19 protein-coding genes are annotated in these 12315 nt (G+C 63.6%); 4 read left to right on the top strand and 15 right to left on the bottom strand.

All coding sequences use genetic code 11. The annotated features are described in order from the left end of the window. The first annotated feature begins 115 nt into the window (after window positions 1-115). Window positions 116-328, top strand: a complete 213-nt coding sequence (locus ACSAMP_RS11840; RefSeq protein WP_441795923.1) for a hypothetical protein — start codon at window positions 116-118, stop codon at window positions 326-328. Between the two features lie 79 nt (window positions 329-407). Here ACSAMP_RS11840 and ACSAMP_RS11845 read toward each other — a convergent pair whose 3' ends face one another. The 15 genes from ACSAMP_RS11845 to ACSAMP_RS11915 form a co-directional block, all read right to left on the bottom strand. Further along, window positions 408-1028, bottom strand: a complete 621-nt coding sequence (locus ACSAMP_RS11845) for a SpoIIIAH-like family protein (protein ID WP_441795924.1) — start codon at window positions 1026-1028, stop codon at window positions 408-410. Window positions 1029-1046: 18 nt separating this feature from the next. Then, window positions 1047-1580 (bottom strand): SpoIIIAG-related protein, encoded by a 534-nt coding sequence (locus tag ACSAMP_RS11850; RefSeq protein WP_457800600.1) that lies wholly within the window; start codon window positions 1578-1580, stop codon window positions 1047-1049. Next, window positions 1577-2056: a hypothetical protein gene (locus ACSAMP_RS11855; RefSeq protein WP_441795926.1), complete on the bottom strand. Its 480-nt coding sequence runs from the start codon at window positions 2054-2056 to the stop codon at window positions 1577-1579. The genes ACSAMP_RS11850 and ACSAMP_RS11855 overlap by 4 nt, the downstream gene beginning before the upstream one ends. Window position 2057: 1 nt before the next feature. Further along, a complete protein-coding gene (locus tag ACSAMP_RS11860) occupies window positions 2058-3128 on the bottom strand; it encodes a stage III sporulation protein AE (RefSeq protein WP_457800601.1) in 1071 nt (356 codons plus the stop codon). Next, entirely contained in the window at window positions 3125-3514 is a 390-nt protein-coding gene (locus tag ACSAMP_RS11865; RefSeq protein ID WP_457800977.1) for a SpoIIIAC/SpoIIIAD family protein, read from the bottom strand. The genes ACSAMP_RS11860 and ACSAMP_RS11865 overlap by 4 nt, the downstream gene beginning before the upstream one ends. After that, window positions 3514-3708, bottom strand: coding sequence for a stage III sporulation protein AC (gene spoIIIAC, locus ACSAMP_RS11870; protein ID WP_147561203.1), 195 nt, complete (start codon window positions 3706-3708; stop codon window positions 3514-3516). The genes ACSAMP_RS11865 and spoIIIAC overlap by 1 nt, the downstream gene beginning before the upstream one ends. 32 nt (window positions 3709-3740) lie before the next feature. After that, window positions 3741-4250, bottom strand: a complete 510-nt coding sequence (locus ACSAMP_RS11875) for a stage III sporulation protein AB (RefSeq protein ID WP_441795928.1) — start codon at window positions 4248-4250, stop codon at window positions 3741-3743. Window position 4251: 1 nt separating this feature from the next. Next, window positions 4252-5163, bottom strand: a complete 912-nt coding sequence (locus tag ACSAMP_RS11880) for a stage III sporulation protein AB (protein ID WP_457800602.1) — start codon at window positions 5161-5163, stop codon at window positions 4252-4254. Window positions 5164-5424: 261 nt separating this feature from the next. Continuing rightward, a complete protein-coding gene (pnuC, locus tag ACSAMP_RS11885) occupies window positions 5425-6126 on the bottom strand; it encodes a nicotinamide riboside transporter PnuC (protein WP_457800603.1) in 702 nt (233 codons plus the stop codon). Between the two features lie 16 nt (window positions 6127-6142). Beyond that, entirely contained in the window at window positions 6143-6736 is a 594-nt protein-coding gene (locus ACSAMP_RS11890) for a sugar O-acetyltransferase (protein ID WP_441795931.1), read from the bottom strand. A 70-nt stretch (window positions 6737-6806) separates the two neighbouring features. Next, window positions 6807-7229, bottom strand: coding sequence for a DUF2000 domain-containing protein (locus ACSAMP_RS11895; RefSeq protein ID WP_457800604.1), 423 nt, complete (start codon window positions 7227-7229; stop codon window positions 6807-6809). A gap of 5 nt (window positions 7230-7234) precedes the next feature. Then, entirely contained in the window at window positions 7235-8071 is an 837-nt protein-coding gene (locus ACSAMP_RS11900) for a helix-turn-helix domain-containing protein (protein WP_457800605.1), read from the bottom strand. A gap of 123 nt (window positions 8072-8194) precedes the next feature. After that, window positions 8195-8386, bottom strand: a complete 192-nt coding sequence (locus tag ACSAMP_RS11905) for a LysE family translocator (RefSeq protein WP_457800606.1) — start codon at window positions 8384-8386, stop codon at window positions 8195-8197. 11 nt (window positions 8387-8397) lie between these two features. After that, the gene (locus tag ACSAMP_RS11910; RefSeq protein ID WP_457800607.1) at window positions 8398-8625 is read right to left on the bottom strand and encodes a LysE family translocator; all 228 of its coding nucleotides are present in this window, start codon (window positions 8623-8625) and stop codon (window positions 8398-8400) included. Between the two features lie 231 nt (window positions 8626-8856). Further along, window positions 8857-9777, bottom strand: a complete 921-nt coding sequence (locus ACSAMP_RS11915) for a LysR family transcriptional regulator (protein WP_457800608.1) — start codon at window positions 9775-9777, stop codon at window positions 8857-8859. 174 nt (window positions 9778-9951) lie between these two features. Here ACSAMP_RS11915 and ACSAMP_RS11920 point away from each other — a divergent pair, with 174 nt between their 5' ends. The 3 genes from ACSAMP_RS11920 (at window position 9952) to thrH (ending at window position 12309) form a co-directional block, all read left to right on the top strand. Further along, window positions 9952-10431: an Lrp/AsnC family transcriptional regulator gene (locus ACSAMP_RS11920; protein ID WP_147561195.1), complete on the top strand. Its 480-nt coding sequence runs from the start codon at window positions 9952-9954 to the stop codon at window positions 10429-10431. Beyond that, on the top strand, window positions 10428-11618 hold the full coding sequence (locus ACSAMP_RS11925; RefSeq protein ID WP_441795933.1) for an aminotransferase class I/II-fold pyridoxal phosphate-dependent enzyme: 1191 nt from the start codon (window positions 10428-10430) through the stop codon (window positions 11616-11618). The genes ACSAMP_RS11920 and ACSAMP_RS11925 overlap by 4 nt, the downstream gene beginning before the upstream one ends. A gap of 91 nt (window positions 11619-11709) precedes the next feature. Beyond that, window positions 11710-12309: a bifunctional phosphoserine phosphatase/homoserine phosphotransferase ThrH gene (gene thrH, locus ACSAMP_RS11930; protein ID WP_441795934.1), complete on the top strand. Its 600-nt coding sequence runs from the start codon at window positions 11710-11712 to the stop codon at window positions 12307-12309. Window positions 12310-12315: the final 6 nt, after the last annotated feature.

Here is a 12315-nt window from a genome sequence, read left to right on the forward strand (position 1 = left end):
GGGACGGTTCTTGTGATTAGTGCCTAATCAGAAGTCCCCGTGATTACCGATGCATTTCCAGGCACTGAAACAGCGTGCGAAATATTTCAAAGAAGAGCCGAAAGGAGTTGGGACTATGTGCCGAGCAGTGGAAGACCTTGTTAAGAAGGAAGTCGATAGAACTGTTGAAGATATTGTCAAGAAGCAACTCAACGAAGCGTTCCTTCAGTTTATCCAGAGCATGAGCGAACAGAAATTTTCACTTGCGCAGATGACCACATTGTCCAAACGCAGCGAGGACGAGGTCATTTCAGCGCTAAAGAAACTGGGGCTTCCTATCCCCGAGTAAAAATAGTCATAATCAGGGGGACGGTTCCTGTGATGAAAACCAATCACAGGAACCGTCCCCCGACTTTTGCTTAAATTGCTTAATTCACCTGAATGATCTTGATCTGGTCGGCGGTGAAGCCTGCGGTCTGGTTCACCACATCTACCAGCTTGGCGGTGTCCGCCTCGGTCAGGCCGCTCTCCGGCGCGGCCACCGCCAGACTGAGGGAGTCCTCCCCGATGAAGGCCACGCAGTCGGCATATCCCTTGGCCAGCACCAGATTTTCGATCTGGGCCTCGGTGACGGTATAGTCGGCCATGGTCTGGATGGCGGTGTTCACCTGGTCCTTCACCGTCTGGTCCGCGTCCTCCCGCCCCGCTGCGTCCTGGAGCAGAGACAGGGCGCTGTCCCGGGCCTGCTGGCGGTTCAGGCGGGCGGCGGCAAAGTAGTCCCCGCTGGCGCTGCCCGGCTCCGCCGTCTCCTGGGCGGGGGCGGAGGTGGAGGTGTCCCCGGCGGAGGCGTCCGTCTCCTGAGAGAGCAGGGGGTCCTGGCTCTGGCCCCCCACCATGGTGGACTGTCCCAGGGTCTTGCCCGCCTGGGCCTGCTGGTCATAGCTCCAGTTTAAGTATACCGCCGCGCAGACGAACAGGGCGATGGCCGCCACCACCGCGTTGCGCTTCCACAGCTGCACCCAGTTCGTCCCCTTTTTTCCCGTTCTCATGTTCATTCCTCCCGCTTGTTAATTTGTCCCCTGACAAATGGATATCCTGTCGCTGCCTAAGCCCGTGAGGGCGGCCACCGCCTGGCTCAGCCGCAGCCGCACCAGCGGGTCTCCGCCCCCGGGGCACACCACCAGCGCCCCCCGAAAGCTGGGGGTGAGGGTCTGCACCGGCACCACGCTCTGGTTCCCGGAGCCCCGGCCCACGGTGACCACGGTGGAGCTGCCGCTGCCGTCGCCATCTGTCTGGCTATCCCGGGCCAGCACGCTCCGGGCGCCCCCGTCCAGGGTGAGCACCACCCGGGTCTCCCCCGCCCCCTCCACCCGGGACAGGGCCTCCGCCAGCCGAGTCTCAAAGCCCTCCAGGTCAAAGTCCTCCGCCGCCCCGGCGCTGACCTCTGCTGACGCCTCACCGGCGTTTCTCCCGCTCCCGGTGGGCAGGGCCATGAGCAGCGCCCCCACCGCCACCACGATCAGCGCCCAGCGATAAGTGCCCAGCAGCTCCCGCCATCGCTGGTCCAGCCGGTTCAGAAGTTTGCTTTCCGGCTCCTTCACGGCGCGCCCTCCTCCCGAAACTCCTGCCGCTCCGGGGGCACGCCCAGTTCCTCCTCCAGGCAGCGGCGCAGCCCGTCCCAGTCCCCCTGGGACAGGTCCCCCGTCACCTGCACCCGGTCCGGCACATATATCTCTCCCTCCTCCCGGCAGTCCACCTGGGCCTGACAGTTCAGCCCCAGCTGCGCCCCTTTGTCCTCAATGTATGCCCGGTATTTCTCCCCTATGACGGCCATTTGGATTTCCTCCCCCTGCTCCGCCAGGGCCGCCCGGCTGTCCGCCAGGGTCGCCCGATAGTTGGTCAGCCATTGGCTCCCCGCCGCCATGTCCAGCGTCTTCACCGGGGAGAGCACCACGCACAGCAGCACCATGGCGCACACCAGCCGCCCCACCTGCTTCACGCTGCCTTTTGGGGACAGGTCCTGGGCGATGGTACACAAGATGGCCGCCGCGATGACCCGCATCAGCCACGTTTTCATCCTATCCACCTCCCACCGCCGTCAGGGCGGAGGCCACACTGACCAGCAGCACCAGCGCCCCCGCCCCCGTCATGCCCAGTACCATGCCGAAGGCCCCGCCCAACGCATCGATCAGGCCGCTGAGCCTGGGCTGGGCGATCAAAGCGCACAGAGCCGCTGCGGCCTTGTATACCAGATAGTGCAGCCCCAGGTGGAGGAAGGGGGTCAGACAGATGGCCAGCACCACCAGCATCCCCGCCGTCCCCACCGTGCCCCGCAGGACCCCCGCCCCGGCCAGCACCGTCTCTGACGCGTCGGCCAGAATCCCCCCCACCACGGGGATGGCCCGGGAGATGGCCAGCTTGGCCGTTTTCACCGCGGCGGCATCCACGCTGCCCGCAATGGCCCCGCTGGCGGTGAGATAGCCCACAAAGGCCAGCAGCAGCCCCGTTAAAATCAGGGCGGCGGCCCCCTTCATCAGCTCCCCCAGCTTTTTCAGCCCCGGACTGTCCACCGCCGCCCAGGCGCAGCTGACGGCCACATAGCCGTCGATGAGGGGGATGAGCAGGCCATCCATGGCGTCTAACAGCAGCTGGGAGAAGAGCACCGTCACCCCCTGGCCCACCGCCGCGCCGGACACCCGGCCTGTGGCGGCGGTGAGGGCGGCCATCACCGGCAGCAGAGCCTGGGCGAAGTCGTCCATCCGCCTCAGGGTCTCCCGCCCTAAGCCGATCATGGCGGCCACGTCGGTCATGGTCAGGGCGGTGATGGCCAGCGCTCCCGCCAGCTCTGCCGCCTGGACTCCCTCCTGCTGCCCCGGCAGGGCGGCGCTCTGAGCCAGGCCGCACACCAGCACCACCGCCAGCAGCTTCACTCCCGTGGCGATGCTCCGCCCCGCCAACGCTTTCAACTGCTCCAAACCCTGGACGACCAGTTGAGATAAGCCGCCCTCCAGTCCTGTGTCCTGGGACACGCCATAGTCCTCCGCCTGGTCCCACAGCCCATCCCAGCCGGGGACAGTCTCCCCGTCCAGCGCCGCCGCAGGGATAATACACAGCACCAGCGTCAATACAAATATCACCCATCGTCTCATATCAGCATCTCCGCCAGCAGGACCGTCACCGCCCGGGCCAGGGGCAGGGCTGCCCCCAGGGCCAGGATCGTCCCCGCCGTCTCCACAAAGGCGGCCAACCCTCCCTCGCCGGAGGAGCGGCACACCTCCGCCGTCAAACGGGTGAGGATGGACAGCGCCACCGTTTTCACCACCGGCTCCAGCAGGGCCTCGTCCAGCCCCGCCAGACCGGCCAGTTCCTCCATCAGGGCCACCGCCGCCCCCAGGCTGTCCGCCGCAGAGAGGAGCATCCAGGCTCCGGCGCACAGCACCAATACCAGGGAGAACTCCGGCGCGCCCCGGCGGAGCACCCCCGCCAGCAGGGCCGCCGTCACCCCCACGGCGGCCACCTGGACCATGCCGTCCATCACAGGTGGAACAAGGTCTTCACCAGGTCGAACAGGTCGGCGATCTCCCGCACCACCATCATCAGCACCACCACCAGCCCCGCCAGGGTGGTCATCATGGCCTGTTCCTCCCGGCCCGCCCGGCTGAGCACCTGGTTGAGCACCGCCACCAGAATGCCCACGGCGGCGATCTTAAAAATAAGGTCCACGTCCATTTCCGTCCCCCTCTTTCGTATCCCCGCCGCCTTTACAGCAGGAGAATGACCAAAAACGACCCTCCGGCGGCCCCCAGCGCCCGGCAGACCTTCCCCTGCCGCCGCTGCTCCTCCTCCGCCTGGGCGCGGAGGGTCTCGATGCGGCCCCGGACGGCGGCCACCCGGCGCTGCTGCTCCTGCCAATCGCACCGGCCCAGGGTGTCCCCCAGGGGACTTAAAGCCCGGCGGGCCTCTTCGTCCAGGCCGGGCAGGGTCTCCGTCAGCCTGCGCCAGCTCTGTGAGAAGGGCTCCCGGCTCAGACGATCCAGGCTCTCCCGGCAGCCCTGGAACAGCGCTCGGGCGGGGCCTGCGCTGCGGGAAATGAGCCGCTCCATCAGCTCGGGCAGGGGCGGGCTGTCCAGCTCCAGCTCCTGCTCCAGCAGGGACAGACCGTCCACCAGGGCATCCAGCGCCCGGACGCGGCGTTTTAATCCCTCCGCCGCGGACAGTCCCGCCCAGGCCGCACCCCCGGCCACCAGCACCGCACCCAGCAGACGCACCATGTCAGTTCAGCTCCTCCACCACGTATTCCCGTCCCGTCTGTCCCCGGCGGATGGTCACCAGGCGGCGGAACAGGCCCCGCTCCCACAGGGGGGCATACACCGCCCGCCGGAGCAGGTCCTCCCGGTTTTCCCCGTGGGCGGTGGCCAGCACCGTCACCCCGCAGCCCGCCGCTGCGCACAGGGCAGCCACGTCCTCCGGGGCGGTGATCTCGTCCACCGCCAGCACCTGGGGGTTCATGGCCCGCAGCAGCAGCATCAGCCCCTGGGCCTTGGGGCAGCCGTCCAGCACGTCGGTGTGCGCCCCCACGTCCAGCTGGGGCAGCCCCTGATACAGGGCGGCCACCTCCCCCCGCTCGTCCGCCAGGGCCACCCGCAGGGGTTCGCAGTCTGTCCCGTCGGACACCTGGCGGATCAGGTCCCGCAGAAGCGTCGTCTTGCCCAGCCCCGGGGGCGCTAAGATCAGGGTGTCCGTCAGCCGTCCCCCCTGGCACAGCCGGGGCAGCAGGCCGTCCGCCGCTCCCTTCACCTGCCGGGCGATGCGGACCGACGCGGAGGACAGGTTCCGCAGCTGGACGATCTCCCCCTCCCGCATCACCGCCGTGCCGCACAGGCCGATACGATGGCCCCCCTCTATGGTGAGAAAGCCCCGGCGCAGCTGGGGCAGGGCCGCGTGGACCGAGGCCCGGGTGGCCAGCTCCAGCAGCTGCTCCAGCTCTCGTGGCTCCACCGGCGGCCCACCCAGGCTCCGCTCTCCCGTTGGAAATACCACCGACAGGGGCTGTCCCGCCCGCAGCCGCAGCTCCTCCGCCCAGGCCCGCTCCCCCGGGGGCAGGGTCAGGGCCAGCCGCCGCAGCCGCTGGGGTAGCGCCCCCGCCGCCTGGTCAAAGGCCCAAGTCCGTTTTTCCGTCTCCATGCCTGTCCCCTCCTTTGCCCCCATCCTATGCCTGTCCCCCTTAGACTAGAACCAAAAACGGACCCGCCGCGGTTCAATCTCCCGCGACGGGTCCGTTTTACATCTTGTCATTGCGAAGAAGGGCGCAGCCCTGACGCGGCAATCCGTTCCTCTCGTCCAAAAGGACGGATTCCCACGTCGCTGCGCAGCCGTTGGCAGCTTTGCTGCCTTACGGATGCGGCGTACCCCTTGCGGGTGCTTCGCTCCTCGGAATGACATCACTCAGTTCTCTTGTTGTGCTTTCAGCATCTCCTGCTGCCGCTGCCGTCTGCGCCAGCTGACAAAGCCATATAGATCGTTGCAGAAAAACATGGCAAAGCAGATGGCCATGGACCAGTTGGCCGGGTCGTTCCGGGCGGCCAGCACCCACAGGCCGATGAGCACCAGGTCGTTGGCGGCGTAGGCCACGGCATACATGCTGCTGCGAAACAGCATGAGGTACGATGCCAAAAAGCTGGTGGTGACGGACAGGGTGCTCAGGGGCAGCTGAGCGGTATGGAAGTATTTTAAAATGTAGTAAAAGGCCCAGGTGGTCACCGCCGCGCTGACCGCCATGATCCGGCGCAGCCGTGGGGACAGGCGGGCTGCCTCCACCTGATTTTCCTCCTGACTGGGGTGGCGCAGCCAGGTGACCACCGTCATGGCGGAGATGGGCCCGGTCATGCCCATATAGGTGACCATCTCCCCATAATACTGGCACTGAAAGGACAGATAACCATAGACCAGGCTGAACACCACCATCAGCACCTGGCCCAGCACCGCCCCCCGGGCGATGTAAATGAGGGCCGTCACCCCGATGACGGGGCCCAGCACCCCCGCCGCCGTGGTCTGGCCCCCCAGCACACTGGCCAGAGCCACCACAGCCACCGAGAAAAGCCACAGCCCCCGCTCCCCGGGCGACAGGGCAAACCATTCTTTTTTCACGCCTTCGTCCTCCCCGTCAGAACAGAATGTCTTCCGGGGCGATCTTGTCCTCCGGGGTGATGGCCCGAATAACCCGGCAGGGCGCGCCTGCGGCGATGACCCCGGCGGGGATATCGTGGGTGACCACGCTGCCCGCGCCGATGACCGAGCCTGCGCCGATGGTCACGCCGCCGCACACTGTGGCGTTGGCCCCGATCCACACGTTCTCCTCCAGGGTGATGGGGGCGGAGGTGCCCACGCCCTGCCCCCGCTGCTCCGGGTCGATGGAGTGGCCGGAGCAGGCCAGACAGACCCCCGGGGCGATGAAGGCTCCCCCGCCGATGTGGACCGGGGAGGTATCTAAGATCACGCAGTTATAATTGATGACGGCCAGGCCGTGGAGGTGGATGTTAAAGCCATAGTCACAGTGGAAGTCCGGCTCGATGCCGGTCATAGGGCCGCAGGTGCCCAGCAGCTGCTTTAATATCTCCCGGCGCTTCTCCTCCTCGTCCGGGGCGGTGCGGTTATACTCCCAGCACAGGCGCTTTGCCCGGCGCTGCTGGGCCACGGGGGTGTTCTCATATCCGCTGGCATAGCCCGCGCTCCCCTTCATGATGTCCAATATGTCCATGTTCTGCTCCCTTCGGTGCGGTTTTGCCCGTATTATACCACATGTTCCGCCCCGACGCAAAGCAGCTCTGTCACCGCAGCAGCGGCAGGTTCCCTGTCAGCTTGTTCACCTTTTTCTTCGCCCCGCAGATGGCGACGCCGAAATAGCCCAGGTCGGTCTCCGGCGTCTGGCTCATCTTCCCTATGAACTCGTCATAGGTCTTGCAGCCCTGGGCCAGGTCGGAAAAATCCACCACGGTCAAATCGGAGAAGTCCGGGTCATAGAGCTTCTCCCGGATCTCCTTTAAGCGCTCCCCGCTCCCTTTCAAAATGGGCACGGGGAACTCGATGATCCCCAGGTGCTCGTTTCCTGTCTGGTCGGTCACATCCGCCCCCACCACCTGGGGCAGCTTCTTCCCCAGGGTGATGCCCATGATGGCTGCCGTGTTGGCGATCAGCCCCAGGGGCAAACGCTCGTCCATCACCATGACGCATTTTTCATTTTGTATATCCATGTCAGTCATCCTTTCTCTTCTGTTTGTGCTCTGTTGAAAAACATCTCCCGATATACGCCGGGGGCCAGGCCGATGAAGCGGCTGAAGTAGTTGGTGAAATGGCTCTGGTCGGAAAATCCCGTCCGGGCGGCGGCCTCGATGGGCGGGACGCCCTGCTCCAGCAGCGCCTTTGCCCGGTTGATGCGCACGGTCTCTAAATATCGGTACGGGGTAACGCCCTTTGCCCTGGTAAACGCCCGGAGGAGCGCAGACTTGCTCAGCCCCCCATGGCGGCATATCTGGTCTAAGCTGATCCGCCGGTCAAAGTTCTGCTCCATAAACGCACATGCCCGTTCGATCTCCCGGGTACACTCCGGCGCGCAGTCTTCAAAGGGCTGCCCATACTTCTGGATCAGGGCGGAGACCAGAAGCAGCAGGTTTTCCTCCGCACCAACGTCGGAGACGCCCTCCATCACCAGCTGGTGGAGGGAGCGCAGACAGCAGACGATCTCCTCGTCCCGGATGACGTTTTTACAAAAGCCGGGCAGTTCCCGCCGCCCCGTCACCTCCTCCGCCAGGGCCAGCATCACGTCCTTGGCGATATGAAAGCCCCGATAGTCAAACGTCCCGCCGCCCAGCTGGGCGCAGCCGTGGTCATCGCCCGGATCGAATAAAACGATGTCCCCCGGGGCGATGGAATACTCCCGATTTTTGCAGCTCAGCGTCCGCTGCCCGTCCTCCACAAGACCGATCACATAGTGCTCGTGAAAGTGGTTGGGAAAGGGCTGGGCAAAGCCCTGAAAGCGATAGGCTTCGATGTGCAGCGCGTCGTCATAGACCGCCGTCCGCTCCTCTTTTCTCATGCTTCTCCCCTCCTTTCCGGGCCCTATTTTAGCGCCGGAACATCCAAAAGTCTTGTAAAATATCTTCAATTTTATATCTGCCCACGACAAAGGGCCCCGCACGTGGCGGAGCCCTTCGGCAGCTTATTTCAGTATCCCATAGACGCACTCCAGCAGGGTCAGGGCCAGCAGGATGTTCACCGGCCTGTAGTGGGCCCGATAGAACCGCTGGATCAGCATGCCTGCGGCGATCCAGGTGCCGGTGGCGACAGTCCCGATGGTGGCGATCATCCCCTCGAAAAACAGCAGGGCGGGCAGGGCCGAAGTATAGGGCACGATATAGCCCGTCAGAGGGCCGTGATCCCGAACATATAGATCTTCACGTTGACGAACTGGAGCACAAAGCCCTTCCAAAAGGAGGCCGACTGCTCCCCCTGGTCCAGGTCGGGGCGGCTGAGGGCGATGTGGACGGCCAGCCACAGGATATAGGCCGCCCCCGCATACCTGATGACACCCATCACCCCGGGCAGCATGGCGTTCACCCCATACACCACCAGGGCGCACAAGAACTGCACGGCATAGTACCCGGCGAATATCCCGAAGAACAGCGGCTTTCCCTTTTCCAGCCATAGTTGGTCACCGTGTTCAGGGCCAGGATGTTCCCCGGCCCCGGCGTGAAGGAGTTCACCAGACAATAGATCAAAAAATTTACAAGGGCATAGGCGGGCATTCCCATCATCCTCTCTCTGTCCGGCATTATACCAGACGGAGAGTGCCCATACATAATTCCTATTCTTTATACAATTTCATAGTTTTTCCCTATAGCCATCCAGGGCATACCGTCTCATGGCGTCCACATACGCCTGCCCCAGGGGGCTGAGCTCCTGCTTCTCCGGCAGGACATAGCCGATCTGCATCCGGGCCTGCTCCGCCAGGGGCACCGCCACGATGCGCTCCCCGTTCAGATACTTGGGAAAGATGCCGCTGGAGATGGTGTAGGCATTCAGGCCCAGCATGAAATTGACCACGGCCCCCCGGTCATTCACCCGGATCTCTCGATCTGCGGGAACCGCGCTGAACAGCTCCTCGGCGTAATACACCGCCTCGTATGCCCCCTGCACAAAGTTCAGCCGGGGGTAAGGGGCCAGGTCGTCCAGCGTCACCCGGGCCTTGCCCGCCAGAGGGTGGTCCTTTTGCAGGAACACGTGGGGCCGGGCATAGAACATGGGCACAAAGACCAGGCCGTATTCCTCCAGCACCTTTCCAAGGGCGGCCTCGTTCTCCGCTGAGAGATAGATGACCCCCAGCTCGCAGATGCGGTTTTTCACGTCCTCTAAGATCTGATGGGTCCCCGTGGCGTTATAATAGAATTCATACCGATCCTGACCATACTCTTTTACCAGCTCCACAAAGGCGTTCTCCGCAAAGGTATAGTGCTGGGCGGACACGCCGAAGCGGACCTTTTCCGGGCGCTTGGCCACATAGCGGTCCTCCAGCACCTCCATCTGCCGCAGCACCTGGCGGGCATAGCCCAAAAACTCCATGCCCTCCCGGGTCAGGGTGATGCCCGTGCGCCCCCGCAGAAACAGGGGCCGCCCGATCTCCCCCTCCAGCTCTTTTATGGCGCTGGACAGGCTGGGCTGGGAGAGGAACAGCTGCCGGGCCGCCTCGGTGATGGACCCGGCCTCGGCCACCGCCACCACATATCTCAGCTGCTGCACCGTCATGTCTGCCCGCCCCTTTCTCGTCCATGTCTTATCCTGTTTATTTTATCATGCCGCGCCCGCCCCGCAAAGGGTAAAAAGCGCAATTCCGGGATTGTTTTTCTCCCCCGGGCTATGTATAATAAAATGAAGTATTGTTTGATACTGAAACACTCAAATGAGAACGGAGGAATCCACATGGATAAGCTGTTGGAGCTGTTGGAGCAGGATTGTTCCATGACCACAGAGCAGTTGGCGACCATCGCGGGGATGTCTGAGGCAGACGTGAAGGCAGCCATTCACAAATATGAGGAAGAGCGGGTCATTCTGGGCTATAAGGCCATCATCGACTGGGACCGGGTCCACAAGGAGGCCGTCACCGCCCTGATCGAGGTGAACGTGGTCCCCCAGTCCGCCGACGGCTTTGACCGCATCGCCGAGCGCATCTATCAGTATGACGAGGTAGAGAGCATGTATCTCATGAGCGGTGCCTTCGACCTGACCGTCATCATCTCCGGCCGCACCCTGCGGGAGGTGGCCCTGTTCGTCAGCGAGCGGCTGTCTACCATCCAGGGCGTCACCGGCACGGCCACCCACTTCATTTTGAAAAAATATAAGGAAAAGCACCTGGTGTTCCGCCCCCAGGACCCTGAGGAAAGGGAGTATATCTTCGTATGAACTATGAAAACATCCTGAACCAGCGCATCCAGGGGGTCAAGCCCTCGGGCATCCGCAAGTTCTTTGACATTCTGGAGGAGATGACCGACGCCATCTCCCTGGGCATCGGCGAGCCCGACTTCGTCACTCCCTGGCACATCCGGGACGCGGGCATCTACTCTCTGGAGCGGGGCCACACCAAGTACACCTCCAACGCCGGTCTGCTCCAGCTCCGCCGGGAGATCGCCGCCTATCTCAACCGCCGCTTCGACCTGCAATATGACTACGCCCACCAGATCGTGGTCACCGTGGGCGGCAGCGAGGGCATCGACCTGACCCTGCGCTGTCTGCTCAACCCGGGGGACGAGGTCATCATCCCCACCCCCTCCTTCGTGTGCTACGGTCCCCTGACCGAGATGGCCGGGGGCGTGCCCAAGTATCTGGAGCTGAAGGTGGAGAACAAGTTCCGCCTGACCCCCGAGGAGCTGCGCGCCGCCATCACCCCCAAAACGAAGGTGCTGGTGCTGCCCTTCCCCTGCAACCCCACCGGCGGCACTATGGACCGCCAGGACTTAGAGGCCATCGCCCAGGTGCTGGAGGGCACGGACATCATGGTCCTGTCCGACGAGATCTATGCCGAGCTGACCTATGGCCAGCGCCACGTCTCCCCCGCCAACCTCACCAGCCTGAAGGACCGGACCATCGTGGTCAACGGCTTCTCCAAGAGCCACGCCATGACCGGCTGGCGCATGGGCTATGTGTGCGGGCCGGAGCCCGTTATCCAGCAGATGCTGAAGCTGCACCAGTTCGGCATCATGTCCGCCCCCACCACCAGCCAGTATGCCGCCGTGGAGGCCATGCGCAACGGCGACCCCGACATCGAGCACATGCGGGAGGAGTATGACCGCCGCCGCCGGTATCTGGTGGAAAATCTCAACCGCATCGGCCTGTCCTGCTTCGAGCCCAAGGGCGCCTTCTATGTCTTCCCCGACATCCGCTCCACCGGTCTGAGCAGCGAGGAGTTCTGCGAGCGCTTCCTTATGGAGGAGAAGGTGGCCGTCATCCCCGGCAATGCCTTCGGCCCCGGCGGCGAGGGCTTCGTCCGCGCCTGCTACGCCGCCTCCATGAAGGACATCGCCGAGTCCATCGCCCGCATGGACAACTTCCTCACCAACCTGCGCCGCAAGCAGGGACGCAGTGAGGGATGAGTTAGGAGTTAGGAGTGATGAGTTAAATCACTCCTATCTCATCACTCCTAACTTATCACTAAATTAAATTTACAACGAAAGGGTGTTTACAATGAATGTTGTCTGTTTGGATATGGAGGGCGTGCTGGTCCCCGAAATTTGGATCGCCTTTGCCGAGGCCAGCGGCATCCCCGAGCTGAAGCGCACCACCCGGGACGAGCCCGACTATAACAAGCTTATGAACTGGCGGCTGGGCGTGCTGAAGGAGCACGGCCTGGGGCTGAAGGAGATCCAGGCCACCATCGCCACCATCGATCCCCTGCCCGGCGCCCGGGAGTTTCTGGACGCCCTGCGGGAGGAGACCCAGGTCATCATCCTCAGCGACACCTTTGAGCAGTTCGCCAAGCCCCTGATGAAGAAGCTGAACTGGCCCACCCTGTTCTGCAACACCCTGGAGGTGGCCCCCAGCGGCGAGATCACCGGCTTCCAGATGCGCTGCCCCCAGTCCAAGCTGACCACCGTGAAGGCCCTTCAGTCCTGCGGCTTCGAGACCATCGCCGCCGGGGACAGCTTCAACGACCTGGGCATGATCCAGGCCAGCAAGGCGGGCTTCCTGTTCAAGAGCACCGCCGCCATCAAGGCCGACCACCCCGAGCTGCTCGCCTTTGAGGAGTTTGGCGACCTGCTCGCCGCCATCAAGGCCGCCCTGTAAAACCGT

The organism is Flintibacter sp. SJQ-8 (genome assembly GCF_054108085.1).

What these genes read in the sequence shown, in the direction of transcription:
- ACSAMP_RS11895 (WP_457800604.1), bottom strand. Translation starts at nt 7,229, where the DNA reads ATGGATATACAAAATGAAAAATGCGTCATGGTGATGGACGAGCGTTTG.
- ACSAMP_RS11880 (WP_457800602.1), bottom strand. Translation starts at nt 5,163, where the DNA reads ATGGAGACGGAAAAACGGACTTGGGCCTTTGACCAGGCGGCGGGGGCG.
- ACSAMP_RS11865 (WP_457800977.1), bottom strand. Translation starts at nt 3,514, where the DNA reads ATGGACGGCATGGTCCAGGTGGCCGCCGTGGGGGTGACGGCGGCCCTG.
- ACSAMP_RS11890 (WP_441795931.1), bottom strand. Translation starts at nt 6,736, where the DNA reads ATGGACATATTGGACATCATGAAGGGGAGCGCGGGCTATGCCAGCGGA.
- ACSAMP_RS11875 (WP_441795928.1), bottom strand. Translation starts at nt 4,250, where the DNA reads ATGGTGCGTCTGCTGGGTGCGGTGCTGGTGGCCGGGGGTGCGGCCTGG.
- ACSAMP_RS11900 (WP_457800605.1), bottom strand. Translation starts at nt 8,071, where the DNA reads ATGAGAAAAGAGGAGCGGACGGCGGTCTATGACGACGCGCTGCACATC.
- spoIIIAC (WP_147561203.1), bottom strand. Translation starts at nt 3,708, where the DNA reads ATGGACGTGGACCTTATTTTTAAGATCGCCGCCGTGGGCATTCTGGTG.
- ACSAMP_RS11925 (WP_441795933.1), top strand. Translation starts at nt 10,428, where the DNA reads ATGAACTATGAAAACATCCTGAACCAGCGCATCCAGGGGGTCAAGCCC.
- thrH (WP_441795934.1), top strand. Translation starts at nt 11,710, where the DNA reads ATGAATGTTGTCTGTTTGGATATGGAGGGCGTGCTGGTCCCCGAAATT.
- ACSAMP_RS11915 (WP_457800608.1), bottom strand. Translation starts at nt 9,777, where the DNA reads ATGACGGTGCAGCAGCTGAGATATGTGGTGGCGGTGGCCGAGGCCGGG.
- ACSAMP_RS11845 (WP_441795924.1), bottom strand. Translation starts at nt 1,028, where the DNA reads ATGAGAACGGGAAAAAAGGGGACGAACTGGGTGCAGCTGTGGAAGCGC.
- ACSAMP_RS11860 (WP_457800601.1), bottom strand. Translation starts at nt 3,128, where the DNA reads ATGAGACGATGGGTGATATTTGTATTGACGCTGGTGCTGTGTATTATC.
- ACSAMP_RS11920 (WP_147561195.1), top strand. Translation starts at nt 9,952, where the DNA reads ATGGATAAGCTGTTGGAGCTGTTGGAGCAGGATTGTTCCATGACCACA.
- ACSAMP_RS11855 (WP_441795926.1), bottom strand. Translation starts at nt 2,056, where the DNA reads ATGAAAACGTGGCTGATGCGGGTCATCGCGGCGGCCATCTTGTGTACC.
- ACSAMP_RS11840 (WP_441795923.1), top strand. Translation starts at nt 116, where the DNA reads ATGTGCCGAGCAGTGGAAGACCTTGTTAAGAAGGAAGTCGATAGAACT.